General features: G+C 63.0%; 14 protein-coding genes. 9 read left to right on the forward strand and 5 right to left on the reverse strand.

The window, feature by feature from the left end:
• Positions 1 to 85: 85 nt before the first annotated feature.
• The 8 genes from PCJ21_RS16235 to iolB all read left to right on the forward strand — a co-directional run bounded on the left by PCJ21_RS16235 (position 86) and on the right by iolB (position 10224).
• Positions 86 to 1624: a sugar ABC transporter ATP-binding protein gene (locus PCJ21_RS16235; protein WP_269932453.1), complete on the forward strand. Its 1539-nt coding sequence runs from the start codon at positions 86 to 88 to the stop codon at positions 1622 to 1624.
• 28 nt (positions 1625 to 1652) lie between these two features.
• A complete protein-coding gene (locus tag PCJ21_RS16240; RefSeq protein ID WP_269932454.1) occupies positions 1653 to 2696 on the forward strand; it encodes an ABC transporter permease in 1044 nt (347 codons plus the stop codon).
• 153 nt (positions 2697 to 2849) lie between these two features.
• Entirely contained in the window at positions 2850 to 3839 is a 990-nt protein-coding gene (gene iolG / locus PCJ21_RS16245; protein ID WP_269932455.1) for an inositol 2-dehydrogenase, read from the forward strand.
• A gap of 170 nt (positions 3840 to 4009) precedes the next feature.
• Complete coding sequence (locus tag PCJ21_RS16250) at positions 4010 to 5938, forward strand: bifunctional 5-dehydro-2-deoxygluconokinase/5-dehydro-2-deoxyphosphogluconate aldolase (RefSeq protein ID WP_269932456.1); 1929 nt, start codon at positions 4010 to 4012, stop codon at positions 5936 to 5938.
• Positions 5939 to 5984: 46 nt separating this feature from the next.
• Positions 5985 to 7835: a 3D-(3,5/4)-trihydroxycyclohexane-1,2-dione acylhydrolase (decyclizing) gene (iolD, locus tag PCJ21_RS16255; RefSeq protein WP_269932457.1), complete on the forward strand. Its 1851-nt coding sequence runs from the start codon at positions 5985 to 5987 to the stop codon at positions 7833 to 7835.
• A gap of 390 nt (positions 7836 to 8225) precedes the next feature.
• On the forward strand, positions 8226 to 9143 hold the full coding sequence (iolE, locus tag PCJ21_RS16260) for a myo-inosose-2 dehydratase (protein ID WP_269932458.1): 918 nt from the start codon (positions 8226 to 8228) through the stop codon (positions 9141 to 9143).
• A gap of 60 nt (positions 9144 to 9203) precedes the next feature.
• A complete protein-coding gene (locus tag PCJ21_RS16265; protein ID WP_269932459.1) occupies positions 9204 to 9407 on the forward strand; it encodes a DUF3329 domain-containing protein in 204 nt (67 codons plus the stop codon).
• A gap of 4 nt (positions 9408 to 9411) precedes the next feature.
• Positions 9412 to 10224, forward strand: a complete 813-nt coding sequence (gene iolB / locus PCJ21_RS16270) for a 5-deoxy-glucuronate isomerase (RefSeq protein ID WP_269932460.1) — start codon at positions 9412 to 9414, stop codon at positions 10222 to 10224.
• 54 nt (positions 10225 to 10278) lie between these two features.
• Here the strand turns inward: iolB and PCJ21_RS16275 are convergent, their stop codons facing one another.
• From PCJ21_RS16275 to PCJ21_RS16295, 5 genes are all read right to left on the reverse strand, one after another.
• Positions 10279 to 11916 carry a GNAT family N-acetyltransferase gene (locus tag PCJ21_RS16275; protein ID WP_269932461.1) on the reverse strand — a complete coding sequence of 546 codons (1638 nt, stop codon included), beginning with the start codon at positions 11914 to 11916 and terminating at the stop codon, positions 10279 to 10281.
• A 13-nt stretch (positions 11917 to 11929) separates the two neighbouring features.
• A complete protein-coding gene (locus tag PCJ21_RS16280) occupies positions 11930 to 13267 on the reverse strand; it encodes an HlyD family type I secretion periplasmic adaptor subunit (RefSeq protein WP_269932462.1) in 1338 nt (445 codons plus the stop codon).
• Between the two features lie 9 nt (positions 13268 to 13276).
• Complete coding sequence (locus PCJ21_RS16285) at positions 13277 to 15826, reverse strand: type I secretion system permease/ATPase (protein WP_269932463.1); 2550 nt, start codon at positions 15824 to 15826, stop codon at positions 13277 to 13279.
• A gap of 21 nt (positions 15827 to 15847) precedes the next feature.
• Positions 15848 to 17878 (reverse strand): type I secretion protein, encoded by a 2031-nt coding sequence (locus tag PCJ21_RS16290; protein WP_269932464.1) that lies wholly within the window; start codon positions 17876 to 17878, stop codon positions 15848 to 15850.
• A 137-nt stretch (positions 17879 to 18015) separates the two neighbouring features.
• Positions 18016 to 19818: a hypothetical protein gene (locus tag PCJ21_RS16295; protein WP_269932465.1), complete on the reverse strand. Its 1803-nt coding sequence runs from the start codon at positions 19816 to 19818 to the stop codon at positions 18016 to 18018.
• Positions 19819 to 20661: 843 nt separating this feature from the next.
• Here PCJ21_RS16295 and PCJ21_RS16300 point away from each other — a divergent pair.
• The gene (locus PCJ21_RS16300) at positions 20662 to 21357 is read left to right on the forward strand and encodes a helix-turn-helix transcriptional regulator (protein ID WP_269932466.1); all 696 of its coding nucleotides are present in this window, start codon (positions 20662 to 20664) and stop codon (positions 21355 to 21357) included.
• Positions 21358 to 21364 lie beyond the last annotated feature (7 nt).

The raw sequence follows: 21364 nt of genomic DNA on the forward strand, positions 1-21364 counted from the left end.
CCAATGCGCCGTCGGCCAACGGCGGCGCATTTCCCCACAAGGACCATGCCCGCACGACATCCGGGTCGGCCTGGGAGGACCAATCATGCAAAACACCGGCACGATGGAAGCGGCGCCTGCGGGAGGTGCCGCGGTGGACGGCGGCTATCTTCTCGAAGTCGAAAACGTCCGCAAGGAATTTCCTGGTGTCGTCGCCCTCGACAACGTCCAGCTGCGCCTGAGGCGCGGCAGCGTGCACGCGCTGATGGGCGAGAACGGTGCTGGCAAGTCGACGCTGATGAAAATCGTCGCCGGCATCTACACGCCCGACACCGGCACCTTCAAGCTGCGCGGCGAGGACATCCGCCTCAAGGGGCCGCTCGATGCGCTTGAGCACGGCATCGCCATGATCCACCAGGAACTCAACCTGATGGCGCCGATGACGGTGGCCGAGAACATCTGGATCCGCCGCGAACCGCTGACCCGTCTCGGCTTTGTCGACCATGGCGAAATGCGACGCAGGACGGCCGAGCTTTTCAAGCGTCTCAACATCGACATCGATCCGGACGTCGAGGTGGGCACGCTTTCGGTCGCCAGCCGCCAGATGGTCGAGATCGCCAAGGCGGTGTCTTATGAATCCGACGTTCTGATCATGGACGAGCCGACATCGGCGCTGACCGAGCGCGAGGTCGACCACCTGTTCACCATCATCCGGGCGCTGCGCGCCCAGGGCAAAGGCATCATCTACATCACCCACAAGATGAACGAGTTGTTCGAGATCGCCGACGAGTGTTCGGTGTTCCGGGACGGCAAGTACATCGCCACCAAGGCCTCTACCGAGGTGACCCGCGACGACATCATCCGCATGATGGTGGGCCGCGAGATCACCCAGATGTTCCCCAAGCAAGAGGTGCCGATCGGCGACGTCGTGCTGTCGGTGAAGGGGCTGACGCTGAAGGGCGTGTTCTCGGACGTCTCTTTCGATGTGCGTTCTGGCGAAATCCTTGGCATCGCCGGCCTCGTCGGCTCGGGCCGTTCGAACATCGCCGAGACCGTGTTCGGGGTGACGCCGGCCGACGCCGGCACGATCGATCTGTTCGGCAAGCGCGTGCGCATAGACAGCCCGTCGACGGCCATGAAATATGGCATGGCGTTCCTGACCGAAGACCGCAAGGAAACCGGCTGCTTCCTGTTGCTCGACATCCAGGAGAACACCCAGATGGCGGTGCTGCAGTCGGGCTACGTCAAGAACGGCTTCGTGCAACAGAAGCAGCTTGGCAAGGATTCGGTCGAGATCAGCCAGGCACTGAGGGTGAAGACCCCCGACATGGCCGAGCCGATCATCAACCTGTCCGGCGGCAACCAGCAGAAGGTGCTGATCGCGCGCTGGCTTCTGACCAAGCCGAAAATCCTCATCCTTGACGAGCCGACGCGCGGCATCGACGTCGGCGCCAAGGCAGAAATCCATCGCCTGATCTCGAAGCTCGCAGGCCAGGGCGTGGCGGTCATCATGATCTCGTCGGAAATGCCCGAGGTTCTGGGCATGAGCGACCGCATCATGGTGGTGCACGAGGGCCGCGTCACCGGCTTCCTCGACCGCGCCGAGGCCAGCCAGGTCAAGATCATGGAACTCGCGTCGCACTGACGCCAATCAGCTCAAGGGTGGAAGAACCATGTCGACGAACGAGATTGCGGGAGCCGCAAACCCCATCGGAAGCAAGAAGCGCCTGCCGCCAGAGGTTTCGATCCTGGGCGTGCTGATCGGCATCGCCATCGTCTTCGAGATTCTCGGCTGGATATTCGTCGGCGACAGCTTCCTCGCCAACAAGCAGCGCCTGTCGATCATCATCCTGCAGGTGTCGGTGATCGGCATCATCGCCGTCGGGGTGACCCAGGTCATCATCACCGCCGGCGTCGACCTGTCCTCCGGCTCGGTCGTCGGCCTCGCCGCCATGGTCGCGGCAAGCTTGGCGCAGACATCGGCCAATCCGCGCGCTGTCTATCCTTCGCTGACCGACATGTCGCCGATCTGGGCGATCCTGGCCGGCCTTGCCGTCGGCCTGATTGCAGGCACCATCAACGGTTCGCTGATCGCCCGAACCAAGATACCACCCTTCATCGCCACGCTCGGCATGATGGTGTCGGCGCGCGGCCTCGCCAAGTGGTACACATTGGGCCAGCCGGTGGCGCTACTGGACGACAGCTTCACCTGGTTCGGCAGAAGCTTCAACATCCTCGGCTTTCCGCTGCCATTGCCGGTCATCGTCTTCCTGCTCGTCGCCGTCGTCTGCCACATCGCCTTGACCTATACCCGCTACGGCAAGTTCACCTATGCGATCGGCGCCAACCCGCAAGCGGCGCGCGTCTCCGGCATCAACATCGGCGGCCACCTGATCAAGGTCTATGCCATCGCCGGGCTGCTTTCGGGCCTGGCAGGGGTGATGACCGCTGCGCGCGCGGCCTCCGGCCAGCCGGGCATGGGCGTTGCCTACGAACTCGACGCGATTGCTGCGGCGGTCATCGGCGGCACCTCGCTGTCGGGCGGCGTCGGACGCATCACCGGCACGGTGATCGGCACGATCATCCTGGGTGTGCTGACTTCGGGCTTCACCTTCCTCAAGGTCGGCGCCTACTATCAGGAAATCATCAAGGGCATGATCATCGTGGCGGCCGTGATCATCGACCAGCACCGCCAGAACAAGCGCAAGAAGGCTTGAGAGGTCTTTGGACATGATCTCATCCGAAAACCGGTTTCCACTTTTCGGGATCATGTCAGAATCGGGCCGCCCGGCACCCGTCGGCGGGCGGCTCCATCGCTACAGATCAAGATTGCAGGCCCGGACGGCGCGGGCCAGGGAAATGAGGTTGTCATGACAGTTCGGTTCGGTGTCCTGGGCGCAGGCCGCATCGGCAAGGTCCACGCCAAGGCCGTGGCCTCCAATCCGCAGGCAAAGCTGGTGGCGGTGGCCGATGCCTTCGAAAAGGCGGCCAGCGATCTTGCCGGTGCCTATGGCTGCGAGGTGCGTTCCATCGAGCAGATCGAGAAGGCATCTGACATCGACGCGGTGGTGATCTGTACGCCGACCGACACGCACGCCGACCTGATCGAGCGCTTCGTGCTCGCCGGCAAGGCGGTGTTCTGCGAAAAGCCGATCGATCTCGACGCCAAGCGCGTCGAACAGTGCCTTGCGGTGGTCGAAAAGGCCGGCGGCACGCTGATGGTTGGCTTCAACCGGCGCTTTGACCCGCATTTCGCCGCCGTGCGCAAGGCGATCGACGACGGCGCCATCGGCAAGGTCGAGCAGGTGGTGATCACCTCGCGCGATCCCGGCGCGCCGCCGGCGGAATACATCACGCGTTCGGGCGGCATCTTCCGCGACATGACCATCCATGATTTCGACATGGCGCGCTTCCTGCTCGGCGCCGAGCCGGTGGCCGTGACGGCGACCGCCTCGGTGCTGGTTGACAAGAAGATCGGCGAGCTCGGCGATTTCGACAGCGTCAGCGTCATCCTGGAGACAGCAGCCGGCCAGCAATGCGTCATCACCAATTCGCGCCGCGCCACCTATGGCTACGACCAGCGCATCGAGGTGCATGGCTCGGACGGCATGGTGGCAGCGGAAAACCAGCGCGCGGTGTCGATCGAGGTCGCCAACGCCATGGGCTACACGCGCCCGCCGCTGCACGACTTCTTCATGACGCGCTACACCGAAGCCTATGCCGCCGAGATCGCCGCCTTCATCGCCTCGGTGACCAAGGGCGCCAAGATCTCGCCCGACGGCAAGGACGGCCTGATGGCGCTGAAGCTTGCGGATGCGGCGCTGAAATCGGCCAAGGAAGGCAAGACCGTACGGCTCTAGGCCAGCGGGCGGACAGTCGCCTCGGGGCAACTGGCCTTGGGGCGCACAGTCACAAGCTGTCGATGGAATAAAAATTCCTGATGACTGGAAACTGGAATTGAAATTGCATTGTGCGGCCTGCTAACTGATCTGCGGGCAGGCCGGCGCGGCGGAGCGACCGGGAGGACAGAATGACCGACCCCAAGAACCAGCCTACACTCGACGTCATCACCATCGGGCGCGCGTCGGTCGATCTCTACGGCCAACAGACCGGATCGCGGCTGGAGGACGTGGCGTCCTTCGCCAAGTCGGTCGGTGGCTGCCCCGCCAACATCGCCATCGGCACGGCACGGCTGGGGCTGCGCTCGGCGCTTTTGACCCGCGTCGGCGACGAGCATATGGGCCGCTACATCCGCGAACAGATGCTGCGCGAAGGCGTGTCCGATGGCGGCATCGTCACCGACAAGGAGCGGCTGACGGCGTTGGTGCTTTTGTCGGTCGAAAACGACAAGACATTTCCGCTGATCTTCTACCGCGAAAACTGCGCCGACATGGCGCTGTCGGAAGCCGACATCGCCCCTGATTTCATCCGTTCGGCGCGGGCCATCGTCGTCACCGGCACGCATTTCTCCCGGCCCGGCACCGATGCCGCCCAGCGCAAGGCGATGAAGCTGATCAAGCAGGCCGGCGGCAAGGTGGTCTTCGACATCGACTACCGCCCGAACCTCTGGGGCCTTGCCGGCCACGCTGCCGGCGAAAGCCGCTACATCGCATCGGATGCCGTTTCCAACCACCTCAAGGGCGTGCTGGCCGACTGCGACCTGATTGTCGGCACCGAGGAAGAGGTGATGATAGCCTCCGGCGAGAGCGAGTTGCTCGACGCTCTGAAGACCATCCGTTCGCTGTCCAAGGCGACCATCGTGCTCAAGCGCGGGCCGATGGGCTGCATCGTCTATGACGGGGCGATTTCCGACGATCTCGAGGCCGGCATCGTCGGCAAGGGCTTTCCGATCGAGGTCTACAACGTGCTCGGCGCTGGCGACGCCTTCATGTCGGGTTTCCTGCGTGGCTGGCTCGGCGGCGAGAGCCTGGCGACATCGGCGACCTGGGCCAATGCCTGCGGCGCCTTTGCGGTGTCGCGCCTGCTCTGCTCGCCGGAGATCCCGACCTTCGACGAACTGCAGTTCTTCCTCAGGAACGGCAGCAAGGAACGCGCCCTGCGCAAGGACGAGGCGATCAACCATGTGCATTGGGCGACGACGCGTCGCCACGAGATCCCCTCGATGATGGCGCTCGCCTGCGACCACCGCATCCAGCTGGAAGACATCGCCGCCCGCACTGGTGCCGATCACCAGCGCGTCCGCGACTTCAAGGTGCTGGCGGTGAAGGCCGCCGCCAAGGTGGCCAACGGCCGCGACGGCTATGGCATGCTGATCGACGAGAAGTTCGGCCGCGAGGCGATGTTCGAATTTGCCCGCCATCCGTTTTCGTGGATGGGGCGGCCGGTGGAACTGCCGGGCTCGCGTCCGCTGCGTTTCGAGTTCTCGCAGGACATCGGCTCGCAACTGGTGGAGTGGCCGGTCGAGCATTGCATCAAGTGCCTGTGCTTCTACCACCCCGACGATCCGGCCGAACTCAAGGCCGAGCAGCAGCAGAAGCTGCGCACCCTGTTCGAGGCGGCGCGGAAGGTCGGCCGTGAACTGCTGATCGAGATCATCGCCGGCAAGCACGGCAAGCTCGACGAAAACACCATTCCGCGCGCGCTGGAGGAGCTCTACGCGCTCGGCATCAAGCCGGACTGGTGGAAGCTCGAGCCGCAGGCTTCGGCCGCCGCCTGGAAGAAGATCGAGGCGGTCATCAATGCCAACGACCCCTATTGCCGCGGCGTGGTGCTGCTCGGGCTGGAGGCTCCGCTGGCCGAACTCGAAGTGGCCTTCGCCGCGACGTCGGATGCATCGGTGGTCAAGGGTTTCGCGGTTGGCCGCAGCATCTTCGCCCATGCGGCGGAGCAGTGGCTGGGCGGCAAGATGACGGACCAAGCTGCGGTTGACGACATGGCCCAGCGTTTCGAACAGCTGACCAAGGCATGGCTTGCGGCACGGGACCGTCGGGCGGCATAAACAGACAGCCGAGGCAGATGCGCCGCTGAAGCGGGAGGAGAAGACGATGACCAAGACCGTTCGCCTGACAATGGCGCAGGCGCTGACGCGCTACCTGACGCGGCAGATGACAGTGATCGACGGCAAGATGGTGCCGCTGTTCGGTGGCGTCTGGGCGATCTTCGGCCATGGCAACGTCGCCGGTCTCGGCGAGGCGCTCTACCAGGTGCGCGAGGAATTGCCGACCTATCGCGCCCACAACGAGCAGGCGATGGCGCATGCCGCGATTGCTTACGCCAAGACCAACTTCCGCCAGCGCATGATGGCGGCGACCAGCTCCATCGGACCCGGCGCGGTCAACATGGTGACGGCGGCGGCACTCGCCCACGTCAATCGCCTGCCGGTGTTGCTACTGCCCGGCGACGTGTTTGCCAACCGCGTGCCCGATCCGGTCTTGCAGCAGGTCGAGGATTTCGGTGATGGCACGGTATCAGTCAATGACTGCTTCCGTCCGGTGTCGCGCTATTTCGACCGCATCACCCGTCCCGAGCAGATTGTTCCGGCGCTGGCGCGCGCCATGCAGGTGCTGACCGACCCGGCCGAGTGCGGGCCGGTGACGCTATCGCTGTGCCAGGACGTGCAGGCCGAGGCCTATGACTATCCCGAGAGCTTCTTTGCCGAGCGCGTGTGGACGCCGCGCCGGCCACGTCCGGACCGCGACGAACTCGCGACCGCGGCCGATGTGCTGAAGGCGGCAAGGAAGCCGCTGATCGTGGCGGGCGGCGGCGTGCTCTATTCCGGCGCATCGGAAGAACTCGACCGCTTCGTCCAGGCCACAGGCATTCCGGTCTGTGAGACGCAGGGCGGCAAGTCGGCGTTGACCGACGAGCATGGGCTCAACATGGCCGCCGTCGGCGTCACCGGTACTTCGGCGGCCAACCGGCTCGCCGAGGAGGCCGACGTGGTGCTGGCGATCGGCACGCGGCTGCAGGATTTCACCACGGGCTCGTGGGCGCTGTTCAAGAATGCGGGCAAGACCATCATCGGCCTCAACGTGCAGCCCTTCGACGCCGGCAAGCATCGAGCATTGCCTTTGGTGGCGGATGCACGGGAAGGGCTCGTCGAATTAGGTGCCGCGATATCAGGCCACAAGGCGCCGGCGTCCTGGACCGAGAACGCCAGGGCAGGCAAGGCCGAGTGGCGCAAGGCTGCGGCCAAGGTGACGGCGGCGACAAACGCGGCACTGCCGTCAGATGCGCAGGTGATCGGCGCGGTGCAGCGCACGCTTGGCAGCGACGTCATCGTGCTGCATGCAGCCGGTGGCCTTCCGGGCGAGATGCACAAGCTGTGGCAGGCGGGCGGGCCCGGTTCCTATCATTCCGAATACGGCTTCTCGTGCATGGGCTACGAGATCGCGGGCGGGCTGGGCGCCAAGATGGCACGGCCGGACAAGGAGGTTGTCGTCATGATCGGCGACGGCTCCTACCTGATGCTCAACTCGGAGATCGCCACGTCCGTCATGCTGGGCCTCAAGCTCACCATCGTGCTGCTCGACAACAGGGGCTATGGCTGCATCAACCGGCTGCAGATGGCGACCGGCGGCGCCAACTTCAACAATCTGCTGCGCGACAGCCGCCATGAAGTGCTGCCTGATATCGACTTCGTCGCGCATGCGAAAAGCCTGGGTGCCAATGCCGAGAAGGCGGCGTCGATCGCCGATTTCGAGGCGGCACTCGACCGGGCGCGCAAGAGCAACCGGACGACGGTGGTGCTGATCGATACCGACCCGCTGATCTCGACCGGCGAGGGTGGACACTGGTGGGACGTCGCCGTGCCCGAGGTGAGCGCGCGCGCCCAGGTGACTGCCGCGCGCAAGGGTTATGAGGAAAAGCTGAAGTTGCAGCGGGTTGGGGACTGAGGATTGGGCTTTTGAGGTTGGCGCTGCTCCCGCTTGAAGCGTTTGCGCTGCCCCTCACTGTCCTGCCGGACATCTCTCCCCGTTGACGGGGAGAGACACGCTGTCCGCAATGATTTCGCTAACCGGCAACGCTGAAAGTGATAGCGGCGACGGCGATGACAGCCACTCTCTCCCCGTTTACGGGGAGAGATGTCCGGCAGGACAGTGAGGGGCAGCATCAACGCCTCAAGCAGGAACGGCGTTACCTCAGCTGACACGGGGCGGCGCAAAGGTTCAGCGCGAAGCGACGGGGGTGGGGGTGCCCGGCGTCGCGCTCTTTCATCATTACCCCCATCCGCGCCTGCGGCGCGACCTCCCCACAAGGGGGAGGTAAAAAGCTGGAGAATTGAAGTGAAAGCCAAACTGGGCATGTCCCCCATCGCGTGGTGGAACGACGATCTTGCGGAACTGAGCGATGACGTGTCGCTGGAGGAATGCCTTCGGCAGTCGCGCACGGCCGGCTTCACCGGCATGGAGCAGGGGCGACGTTTCCCGAGCACGCCGGAGGAGATGCTGCCGATCCTGAAAAAGGCCGACGTGACTTTGTGCGGCGGCTGGTTTTCCGGCACGCTGGTCAATGAGGATCTTTCGGCCAACAAGGACCGCATCCAGCCGATGATCGAGCTGTTCAAGGCGGTCGACGCACCCTGCATCGTCTATGGCGAGGTCGGCCGCTCGATCCAGGGCGACCGCTCGAAGCCGCTGGCGGGCAAGGCTGTGCTGTCCGACGACGAGATGAAGGCCTATGCCCGCAAGCTGACCACGTTCGGAGAATGGTGCGCCGGGCAGGGCATGCCGCTGTCCTACCATCACCACATGGCTGCGGTGGTGCAGTTCGAGCATGAGCTCGACGCCTTCATGAAGCATTCGGGCGAGGGCATCCCGCTGTTGCTCGACGCCGGTCATCTCGCCTTTGCCGGCGGCGATGTGCTGCGCGCAATCGACAACCACCACAAGCGCATCAGCCATGTGCATGTGAAGGACGTGCGCATGGACGTCATCAAGGCGCTCGACTGGACCAGGCAGTCGTTCCTCGACGCGGTGGCGCTCGGCGCTTTTACCGTGCCCGGCGACGGGTCGCTCGACTTCGGCGCGATCGTGCAGAAATTCGCCGACCATGGCTATGAGGGCTGGTTCGTCGTCGAGGCCGAGCAGGATCCGAGGAAAAATCCGCCGCTGAAAATGGCTGAGGTCGGCCATGCCGAGCTGATGCGGGTGATGACCGCGGCCGGCTACACCGTTGAGACCCAAGGTTTTCCGAATGCTTGAGCGCAGGGTCCTTGCCGGTTACGATCCGTGGATGTTGATCGGCGAGACAGCGAGCATTTGATGCAGGACCAGAACCATCCGTTCCTTCGCCCGTTGTGGAGGCGCATAGCGCTGGTCGGCTTCTGCGCTGCCTGGTCGATCTTCGAGTTCGCCACCGGATCGGCCTTCTGGGGCACGCTCGCAGGCGGCATGGCGGCGCTCGGTGCCTACCAGTTCCTCATCGCCTACAAGCCCGGCGACGACGCCGCCACCGACAAGGAGTGACGAGATGTCGAAACTGCTGATCAAGCCGAAGCACGGTACCGGCCGGGTGACGCATGTCACGCCCGAAAGTGCCGGGTGGACCTATGTCGGCTTCGACCTGCACAGGCTTGAACCGGGCGATACCTATGGCGACTGGTCTGCCGATCGCGAAACCTGCCTTGTGCTGGTTTCAGGCAAGGCGCATGTGCGGGTCGGCGAAGACGACTTGGGAACGCTGGGCGAGCGCATGTCGCCCTTCGAGGGCAAGCCATGGTCGGTCTACGTGCCGGCGGGCGGCGACTGGTCTGTCAGGGCCGAAACCGATCTGGAGTTGGCAATATGCAGCGCGCCTGGTCTCGGCGGCAACCTGCCGGTGCGGGTGATCGGCCCCGACGACGTGCAGCAGGAGACGCGCGGCAAGGGCTCCAACACGCGCTACGTCACCAACATCCTGCCGGAAGGGGAGCCTGCGGATTCGCTGCTGGTGGTCGAGGTGATCACGCCCGGCGGCAACACGTCGAGCTATCCGCCGCACAAGCACGACGAGGACAACCTTCCCGCTGAATCGCTGCTGGAGGAGACCTACTATCACCGGCTCAACCCGCCGCAGGGCTTCGCCTTCCAGCGCGTCTATACCGAGTTCAACGATGCCGGCCATCGCGAGATCGACGAGGCGATGGCGGTGGAGGACGGCGATGTGACGCTGGTACCCAAGGGCTATCACCCGTGCGCGACCTGCCACGGCTACGACCTCTACTATCTCAACGTCATGGCCGGGCCGAAGCGGACCTGGAAATTCCACAATGCCAAAGAGCATGAGTGGCTGCTGAAGGCATGAGTTGCCGTTGCTGCCGCGTGGCCCGCGGCACGGTCGTGTACAGCATTCATCTGATCAGTATGCCATTGTGGACATGGCCGCCGGCACCGGGGCAGGGTTCAGCCTGATGTAGCTCGGCTTTGCCTGCTGCTTCAGCCGCTTGAGCATGGCGTCGGCCTTCAGGTGCAACGTGCTGTCGCGAGGCGCGAGCTGCAAATCCTCCAACAGCCCCGACAGCGCGTCGATGGCGGCATTGCGCCGGTCAAGTGCTGCTAGGCTCTTGGCCAGCGCGAACCGTGCCGGGGCGTAATCCGGCGCAAGCGCGAGCGTCTGCAAGAACGCATCCTCTGCTTCGATATGGCGAGACAGCGCCTGCAGTTCCATCCCGACCCGGAACCAAGTTTTCCATGAGTTGGGCGCGATTTCTGCCAGCGTCTCGAATTGGCCCAGAGCGCCACGATGATTGCCCTTGAAGGACAGAAGCTGTCCGAAACCGTAGAGTGCGCGCGCATGCTGCGGGTCGGTTGCGAGGATCTGGCGATAGCCGCTATCGGCCTGCGCCAGTTCGCCTTTTTGATGGCTGCGGCTGACCTCCGCGAAGACATCATTGAGGCAGCGCGGATCGAGCCGGTCGCCGACATTTCGGCCGCTCTTGGTGTGGATCATGGCGCAATCGACGCGGCTCTCACTCACGCCGAAGGCGAGTTTGTATGGCTCGTCACCGCGCAGGAAGTCGTAGGTGGTGAAGCCGTTCTCGATGGCGAGCCTGATGCAGTGGCCGTGGAGGATCAGGCCGACCGGAATCGAGCTGACCGTTTCGTCGCGGCCCGCCATGAAAAACAGCAGCGCCTTCTTCACCGGGTCGACGAAAATGGCGAGTGCACCGAGCAGTCGTTCGCCTTGCCACAGCATCGGCAGGTAGAGCGTGCCATGGCGATAGCTCTCGCGCAGTACGCGGCGATTGTTGACCAGGATCGACTGCAGCCGGTCGCCTTTTCTGGCGCCCCATTTGATGCGCCAGAGGTCAAGCAGCATGTCGATATCGCGCTCGTAGGTCGCAGGTTCGGCCCGACCGATGCGCAATTCGCCCGCGTCCACCTTGCGCAGGAAGCGGCGCAGCTTTTGTCGCGTGTTGGCACTCAGCACGGTATCGAGGTAACTGTCGAACGTATCCGGCAGGGTCGCGGCGAAGCAGCGGCAGTTGTTGACGTTGTCGACCGCGTTGACGCGACTGAACTCGCGCATCTCGAAGGTTTCCCGCGAAAATTGGCCGATGAAGGCGAAGATGCGCTCGCGCGACATCCGCAGGTTTTCGAGATTTAGCCTGGACCAGCCCATTTGCGCGACGTGTCGGCCAAACGCCTGCAGCGCCGCGATGGCGTGCTCCGGAGCGCAGATCGCGCCGGTGTAATCGGCGGCGTTGTTCCCGGCCATGTTGATCTCATTGATGTAGAGACCGGAGCTCTTGTTGATGCGGGTACGCAACCGCAGCGGCATCAGCGCGACATAGGGGGAGCCGGTCTCGCCGGCGCGGGCCGCAAGCACAAACCAGGCGCCCGCGTATGAGCGCATGTAGGGAACAAGCCAGTTCCAGGAGATGAACAACTGGGCTTCGGGGTCCTCGGCGTAGAGCCGGTCCCAGTCCCCATGCAGCTTTTCCAGCTGTTCGCGATCGGTGATGACGTCGATGTGCATCTGTGCCCCCCTCGGCATGGCCTGTTTCCTCTCATCTCTCCATGAATGCCCGTGACATGCTGTCAGCGATCGGCTTGGTCAGGTATCTGAAGAACGTCCGCTCCTCGGTCTGCACCAGCACCTCCGCTGGCATGCCCGGCGTTGGCGTAAAATTGTGGACGCGGGTGATCTGGCTGGCAGGCAAGCTGATGCGCGCGACATAGACTTCGCGCGCCACCGGCCCCGACGTGTCCGGCAGCGCATCGGCCGAAACGTAAATCACCTGGCCGTCAAGCACCGGCGTGGTGCGCCGGTTGAGCGCGGTCAGCCGGACTGTCGCGTTCTGGCCGACGCGGACATTGTCGATGTCGGTGCGTGAAATCAGTGTCTCTATGACCAGCGGAACGTCCGAGGGCAGGATTTCGACGATCGGCTTGCCGCTTTCGATCACGCCGCCTGCCGTGTGATAATACATCCGTACAATGGTGCCTGCGACGGGTGCGTTGATCGTCACGCGGTTGAGCACGCTTTTGGCCTGGCGCAATTGCTCGCGGATCGTGTCGAGATCGCCTTCCAGACCCTGCAATTGCTCGAGCGCAGTCTGCTTGTAGGCCTCGGTGGTCTGGTCGATCTGTTGCTCAAGCTTGATGATCTCGGCGCCGGTCTCGGAAACTTCCGCCGCCAGCCGCCCGATCTGGCCCTCGGCATCGGCCATGGCCCGCTGGATCGCCTTGATTTCGGTCGCTCTCAGCAAACCTTTGGCAAGCAGGGCCTTCTTGCCCGTGTATTCCTCCTGCATCAGGGCAAGCTGCCGCTGCACGGCGTCGTGCTGTTGCTGGTAGCCGTCGGCGCGGTAGCGGAAGGCAGCGATGTTCTGCTGAAGCAAGCCGATCTCACTTTGCAGCTTGCTGCGCGCTGCATCGAAGTTCAGTTGCTGGCCCTCGATGATCGGCTTGATCTCGGGGTCATTCATGTTGTCCATGACGTCCTTTGGATAGGAAATCTCCGAAGCCTGGGCAACTTCGGCTGTCAGCCGGGCGGCAATCGCGTCAAGTCGTATCTGGCGCAGGAAAAGCTGTTGTTCAGCGGCTTTCGCAGCAGTTTCATCCAGCCGGACCAGGGGTTGATTGACACTGACGTGATCGCCTTCGCTGACCAGCAGTTCCTTGATGATGCCGCCTTCGAGGTGCTGGATCACCTTGTTCTGACCCGAGGCAACGAAGGAACCCTGCGCAATGATTGCTGCGGCAAGGGGGGCGGTAAAGGCCCAGGTGCCGAACCCACCGAAAGTAAGCGCGATCAGCAACAGGCCGACCTTCGTTTGCTTGCCTATCGAGCGTGGCACGTCCGAGTACCATTCGAGATCGTGGACTTTGGCGATGTCGCTCATTGTGTCCGCCTATGGAATCTGATGGCCGAAGGAGCCGCCTTCGATGCTGAGACCGCGCTGCGCCAGCGCCTGGAGAACGTCCTGCCGCTGCCCGAACAAGGCGACGGTTCCGTTGACCAGAAGCAGGATCTTGTCGACGCTCTGCAAAAGCGCGGGGCGTTGCGTAATGGTGATGACGGTGATCTTGTTGGCTTTGGCATGCTGAAGCGCGCGGGCAAGGGCCGCGTCGCCGGCCGCGTCGAGATTTGAATTCGGCTCGTCCAGAACCACCATGCGCGGATTGCCGAAGAAGGCGCGGGCAAGCGCGATGCGCTGTTTCTGGCCACCGGACAGCGGCGCGCCATCGGCGGCAACGAGCGTCTCGTAACCGTGCGGCAAAGTGGCGATCATTTCGTGCACGTCCGCCAGTTGCGCCGCCTCGTATATCTGGGCGTCGGTGGCGTCCTCGCGCATGCGGCCGATGTTTGCCTTGATCGATGCCGGGAACAGCTGGACGTCCTGGGGTAGGTAGCCGATGTTCTCGCCGAATTGACGCTGATCCCAGTTGCGCAGGTCCATCAGGTCCAGGCGGACATTGCCGGAAGTCGGCAGGATCGATCCGACCAACATCTTGCCGAGCGTCGTCTTGCCAGCTCCCGAGTTGCCGATGACGGCGAGGGAATCTCCTGGGGCGAGTGCAAATGTGATGCCGTTGAGGACAACACGCTTGGTGCCCTGGGGCACGAAAAGCAGCCGTTCCACGTCCAGTCTGCCCTCGGGGCGCGGCAGGTTGAGCCGTTCGAAATTGAGCGGCGAGGTCTGCAGGAGGCTCGCAATCCGGTCATAGGCGGCACGCGATTGGATAACCTGGTTCCAGCCTTCGATAGCCCCTTCGATGGGGCCAAGCGCGCGACTGGCAATGATCGAGGCAGCAATCACCATACCGCCGCTGAGATGGCCTTCGAGCGCCAGGTGCGCGCCCCAGCCGAGCATCGCGACCTGCGTCAGCAGGCGAGTTGCCTTGGATGTCGCGGAGAATGCGATATTACGGTCCTGGGCAATGACCTGCGCGCGCAACGAACTCGCCGTATCCTTGCCCCAGATGCGCACCGCCTCCGGGATCATCGCCAGAGCATTGATGATCTGCGAATTCCGCGACATCGAGTCGAGATGCAGGTTTGCCTTGCTCTGATGGCTGTTGGCCTCGCTGAAGGGAGCCGCGGTCGAACGCTGGTTAATGATCGTGATGACCAGCAGGATCAGCGAGGTGGTGATGACGATGAAGCCGAGATGCGGATGCACCAGGAAAACGGCCAGGACGAACAGCGGCGCCAGGGGCGCGTCGAGCAGGGTCAGCAGCGTTCCCGAAACCAGAAATGAGCGAAGTTGCTGCAGGTCGCTCAGCGTCTGGTACTCGCGACCGTTGCTGTGCAGCGATGCGCGCGCCGCGGCACTGAGGATCGGCGCGCCCAGCTGCGCTGCGACCTCGACGGCCGTGCGCATGAGGATGATGCGGCGGATGGCGTCGAATGTCGTTTGCAGCAGCACGGCGCCAACGATGACGATCGTCAGCATGATCAACGTGTCGAGCGATCGGCTGGTCAGGACACGGTCGGATATCTGGAAGAGGTAAAGGGGGATTGCGAGCACGAGAACGTTGCTGGCCAGCGTAAACAGCATCACGACAAGCAGGTTGCGCTTGACGGCCTTGAGTCCGTTTTTCAGCGAAGCGGAGAAGTCGACAGGCCCGAGACGCTTGTGGAAGATGCCGCCACCACCCCCCCCGCCGCCGCCACCACCGCCGCCATCGTCGACGCCGCCGCCGGTGGGGCCGTTGGTGTCAGGCAATTTTTCCTTGGCCTTGATCGGGCCGTTGTCGGCTTCGATGATCTTGCCGACCGGGACGGACTTGTCCTTCATCTCGGCTTTTGTCGGCTCCTGGGGATCGGCAACCCGCATGTCCGGGCGCGCCGTCGCCTCCGCCGCCGATGACGCGGCCGTCGCGGGATTGGCCGTCGTGGAGGGCGGCGTAGGCTCGTCCTCGGCATGACTGGCGACTGGTGGCGTTTCGGGAGCCGCGCGGTGGCTGGCATGCCGCCGCTCTGCAGGCTCGGCGCCGCCCTGCAGCGCCGACTCGGCACGCTGCGCCGGTATCGGGCTTTCCGGAGGGATGATCAGAGGCTCAGGATTGGCCGCGCGAGGTGTCGGCTGGGGCTGGGCTGCTGGTGGCTCGATAGGTGTGGGGGCAGCCGGAAGAGCCTGTGCAGTTGGCCGATCCTTGGGCGTCGGCGGACCCGAGAAGGGTTGCGGTGCTATCTGGTCGTCTTGCGCGGCCGGCCGCCTGACTTGTGGCTCGTCCGCGGCTGCGTCGCGCAATTCGCCGACAACGTTGTCGATGTAGCGCTCCAACCGGTCGAGTGCCTTTTCCTGGGGCGCTACGGCTTTGGAAAGCCTGGCTTGCGGGCTCTGGCGTGCTTCCGTCTGGCGCGGATGTGACCCTGTCGGCGACCGGTCATCGCTGTCGACGTTTTCCGGTATGTTCTGGAACTCACCCCAGCCATGATCCCGATCGTCAGTCATCTTTCCGTCCCTCCGACCGGCTCAGCCGAGCATGTGCTGCATGACGTCAGCCGATCCGGAATCGGCGGGTTGCGGAGCGATATGAGGATCCTGCTGCGCGGTACCGTCCGCTTCGGTATCGTCGCCGAGAAACGCGACTGCCTCGCTGACGAGGATGTCGGGGTTCTGCGCGCCCAGGTCAGGTGTGCTGGGCACAAGCTCAGCCTGGATCAGAACCTCGTCCGAATAGGTGTCGCCGCCGACATAGACCTTGGCTGCGGGGTCGACGTCCACGATTGTGGCATAGTTGACAAGTTGGTTGTCGCCGGTGGCGATTGTCCAATCCGCCTCGGGATTTGCCAGCACCTGGTTCATCGCCAGCGCCACCTGGTCGCTGTCGCCGACGACGGTGGTCTGCTTGATGTATTGCAGATTGTAGATGTCGCCGGAGATGTACAGCACCCGCAACATGCCGGTGCCGGCGAATGCGGGGTCGTCCAGAATCGATTGGGGCAATTCGTGCTTGCCGCCAGCCAGGTTTGCCGCCGCCGTGTTGTAGCCGTCCGGCAACGGGTCACTCGTCGTGGTGCCGACGTTGATGATTGCGGCCTGGTTCCACAGCAGGTTGCCCTGGGTCGAGACCGAACCTTCGCCGGATGTTTCGAAACCTGAAAGCGCGCCGATCGTATCGTTGTCGAGCAGCAGGTTGAGTTGATGAATGATGCTGGCATCGTAGACGTTGCCGCCGACGATGATCAGGTCGTAGTAGTTGCCAAGCTCATTCAGGTCGACGCTGTTGTAGGCGGTGTTGTCGCCGGTCGAAACGACCGATTGCACGCCTGAAGAGGACGCAATGCAGACGTCGTTGTCGGACATGAAGGCATACTGGTTGATCCAGTTCATGATGATGAGGTCGCCCGAGATTTCGGTCACGACGTAGAAGGCCGGGAAGCCGGCGGTAGGGTCGACAGGCGCATCATCCGCCGATGGGTCGATGTGCTTGAACATGGCAATGTTGAAGCTCTGGTCGGCATCGCCGCCGGCGCCAAAAGGCCATCCGCCAACGGCTGAGCTGACGCTGTCGGCGTCGCAGGTGCCGTTGATCTGAACGATCGCGTTCAACGAAATCTGGTTGCCCATCACGGCCATGACCTGGGCCTGGACACTTTCGCCAATCACCACCGCGTTGTTGATGACGGTGTTGCCGCCTGTCGTGACCTCGACGCTGCTGCTGACCATGCCGTTGCCCCAGCCTTCCATGAAGTCGCTGGACTCGGGTGATGTATCGATGTCGAGCGGACCGTCCGGTCCTGGCTGGTCTTCGCTGTGGTCCTTGAGGTAGTCGACATGGTCCTTAAGCTGAGGCGTATCGGCTTCGTCAATAAGCTGGCCGTTGAAATAGGTGCCTTCGAGCACCTCGCCCTTGATGGAAAAGATGTCGGCGCCGTCGTGGGCGTCGGGATCGAAACTGCCGAAACGCTCCGCGGCCGTGGTCACAAAGGTCGCCATGTCCTCTGTCGTCCCAGGCAACACCAGATCGTCTATCGGCGAAATATCCGCCGCCGCCTGCCGCATGTCGCTCAAAGGCGTGTCGTCGGCGGGAAGCGGCGTGAACTTCAGCCCGCTTCCGCCAAAGCCGACATAGTCGTCGTCCGAAAGCCGGATTTCCTGGTTGATGATGGCCACTATGGAGCCAGGTGGCTCAATTTGAGGCAGCACCATGCCGCCGGAACCTGATGTGCCCGCGATCTGGTGACCGTCAGGATAGAGATGGGGACCCTTGAGGTTCGGAATGTCGGGAGGAGTGAACGATACTTTCGACCAGACGGTGATCTGTTCGATTTCCGGCCTCACGCCGATATAGCGAACGCTCGGATCGAAGTCTTCGAGGGTGTGGGGTGCGTCGAACTTGGCCGAACTGGTCTCATGCTCGGGGAGTTGCTCGTCGGCCTTCTGTTGGGCTTTGAACTCGTAGTAGGCCTGCTTGAGGCGGGCCTCCTCACTCGCCATTTCGAACAGTCCGATAAAGTGCGTGATCGCCTCTGTGACCTTGTCGAAATACCCAACATACATTGAAGTGCCTCCGCCCGGAGTTCAGGCGCGGTGAGGCTTTTTGGTGCTCCACCGGCCATGGAAAAGACTGCGCGGGGGTTACCCGCGCAGTCCAGCTTGCCTGGCTTCGCGCGAGGCGAAGCCAGGGTGGTTGCCGGCTAGGTGTTGCTGTGGTCGCTGCCGTCTTCGCCAGCAAGCGTGTGGGTATAGCTGCCGCCGACCACGGTCATGTCGACCGTGTTGCCTTGCAGGTTGGCGCCCATCACGATCTGCTGGTTGAACGCGCTGGTGTCGATAACGGCGTCGGCGCTGGAGTGGCTCTCGCCGGTGACATAACCGTCGTCACCATTGTGCGATCCCCACATTCCACCGGCCCCGCCGGCTCCGCCAGCGCCGCCCCAGATGTCGCCCAACGAGGCGCTGCCGCCGCCGCCTGTAGCTCCCGCGGCGCCGCCGGTAGCATTTCCGCCTTCGCCATCCGCCCAGGCACCGCTGAGCGAATTGCCACCGTCGCCGTCACCATAGGCCCAGGCAGCGCCGCCTGTGCTTCCGCCGCCGGTTGCTGCGCCGCTCGTGGCCGAGCCGCCAGTACCGGAACCGCCGCCGCCGCTGCCGCCGCCACTGCCCGTGCCGTCGCCGTCGCCGTCGCCGTATCCGATGCCGACGCCAAGCGCGTGCCCGGTGTCGTTGTTCGCGTCACCGGCATCGGACCTGGCATTGCCACCGTCTGCGTCTGCGCTGCCGGTACCGCCGCTGGTTCCGCCGTTGCCCGCGTCGGCCTTGGCATTGCCGGCGTCCGCGTCGCCGTCGCCGCCCGCGCCGAAGTTCAGGACCGGAATGATGGGAACAAAGGCATCGATGCCATCGCCGCCATGACCGTGGGCGTCGCCGCCTTCGGTATTGCCGGTGTTGCCGCCGTTGCCAGCATTGCCGCTGTCGCCGGAGTCGGCTGTGGCATCGCCGCCGTCGGACTTGGCATTGCCGCCGTCGCCCTTGGCGTCGCCGGACTCAGCTGCGCCCAAGCCAGCGCCCAGGCCGAGGCCGAGGCCGAGGCCGAGGCCAGCTCCGCCGTTGCCACTGTTGCCGCCGTCGCCCTTGCCGCCGTCTGCGCTGGAATCGGCCTTGCCGCCGTCGCTTTCGCCGCCCTTGGCCGTGGTGTCGCCCTTCGAATCGCCACCCAAGGCAGCGCTCAATGCCAGGCCGCCGTCGCCCTTGCCGCCGTCGGCGTCGCCGCCCTTGCTGTCGCCGCCGTCGCCGCCCTTGGCTTCGCCGCCCTTGGCGTTGCCGCCTTCGCCGCCACCGCCACCAGAGTCAATGCCGGTGCCCGACGAGGAATGGCCACCCTTGGCCGTAAAGTCGAGGTCGATCGGGGCGTCGTTCTTGACGGTCGCGTGTTCAAGCTTGTCGTTGTCCGTCATGTTGGCGACTTGGTTGATCACGAAGCCGTTGCTGTTGGCGCCGCCGAGCGAATTGTTGAGGATGTCCTTGAAGGAGATATCGTCGCCTGGATCGTAGTGGATGTCGCCATCCTTGCTGAACACCACATCGCTGATGTCGCCCTTGGCGTCGATGTCGGCAAAATCATTGTCTTCCTTGTAGTCGCCAAGACGGCCGTCAACCTTGAGGTCAACGTCGACGTCAACGTCGACCTTGGTCTCATTCTTGTTTACGTTGACATTCTCGTTCTTGGATTCGTTCTCATTCTTGTTTTCGTTTTCGTTCTTTGACTCGTTCTCGTTCTTGTTTTCCGACTCGTTCTTATTTTCGTTTTCGTTCTTCGACTCGTTTTCGTTCTTGTTTTCCGATTCGTTCTTATTCTCGTTCTTTGACTCGTTTTCGTTCTTATTTTCGTTCTTGTTCTCGTTTTCGTTCTTGTTTTCGCTATCGCCGCCGAAGTCGATATCGTTGCCGACGAATTGCAGGCCAAATGCATTCAGATTGTTGGAGTTGCGTTCAGTCATCGTCTTGTCCTCGGTTAAAAGACTGAGACTGTCGAACCGCTGTCATCTCTCACGCGGCTTTGGACGTCTTGCAGTCAGACCTCTGTTTTCCAATTCAGATGATGCACTGGTGGACTGTGATGCACTGATGGACTGCCTGCTGAGGGGACTGACAGCGGGTAATCCGGAAGGCTTTGGTTCGGTGATGCTCTCCTCGACCTGTGCCGAGGGGGGCTTTGGGGATCACAATCGCGTGAAGAAACGGCTTGGAAACCTGGCCGAAATCGACGCCGATTGCGTCCCTCCTACGCCCCGCCCGGGCTGTTGGAACCGGCAAAGTCTGTGGCTGGTGCTGGAAAATTGTAAGCTGACAGTTCGCGCTAGGCTGTTCGGGCGATCAGCGTCAGATACTGCAATGGTGAGCTAGACACTAACAGCCACGGCGCTGCGAGATATCTTGCAGCCGATTTCTGGCGTTCGATTGCGAAGCATTTGCAAGAAGGCGGGCAATGCTCCGATTACTTGGACGCTGGCCGAAAGTGAACCTGCAGATCGATCGGACGGGCTCGCCCCAGTGCTGCACATCATCGGTCGGGCTAGGTGCTGGAAGGGCCAGATGGCGCCGATGGTGCTATTGCGGAGCCTTAAATAGCTCGTCTTGCTTATACCGAAACATTAACGAGAGGTATATGTTCTCAATTATTCCCGTCATGCGGCACACGGGGAGGGAACACATGGTTTCGTGCACAGGGTGGGTGTCACATGTATCGGGTGGCTGTTTCCAGCGTTCGCCGCGCTGCCGGGGTGGGTAGTTCGGCGTCAAAGTCTTGCAAAACACTCTTGATTGTCGCTCCGGCGGATTTCGTGTCGGAGAGTCTGATCTTTGCCATCGAGCGGGAGTTTCCCTGGATCTCCGTGGAGCAGATATCGGCATTGAGCGAGGCCTGTACGGACTTCGGATCGCCGGTGTCGCTGATCCTGCTTGATGCCGAGCAATTGCCCCAGGTGGCTGGAAACTCCGAGCAGCTGGCGCATCTGCATCCGGCAGCTCAGATCATGCTGATCCAGGAGGATGGCCGACAGCAGATATCGATCCGCGATGTCGTGACCGCGCGCAATGTCCGTGGCGTGTTGCCGATGAATCTCAAGCTGGATGTATGGCTTTCGGTGGTACGGCTGGTCTTGCGTGGCGGGGAATATTTCCCGCTGTCGCTGTTTGAGCCGATCATGGCGCACGGGCCAACGATTTCCGGCGGCGTCGACCTTGAAGGAGCGCCTAATTCGCATCTCAGGCAGGATGCCGATGCAGACGACTTCGACGAGCTGACGGAACGCGAGTTGCAGATCCTGGGCATGGTCGCCCGTGGCCTGCAGAACAAGCTGATTGCCGCCGCCCTTGGGCTTTCCGAGCACACGGTGAAGATCCACTTGCACAACATCATCACCAAGCTCGGCGCGCACAATCGAACCGAGGCGGCAGCGATCTTCCACCGGCGCAGGGACACACTCAACTCGCGTGGTGATGGGGGTGCCCCGAAAGCGCAACAGCTTTCGGCATGAGGAAAAG

The organism is Aminobacter sp. HY435, from assembly GCF_027568395.1.
Taxonomy (GTDB): Bacteria; Pseudomonadota; Alphaproteobacteria; order Rhizobiales; family Rhizobiaceae; genus Aminobacter.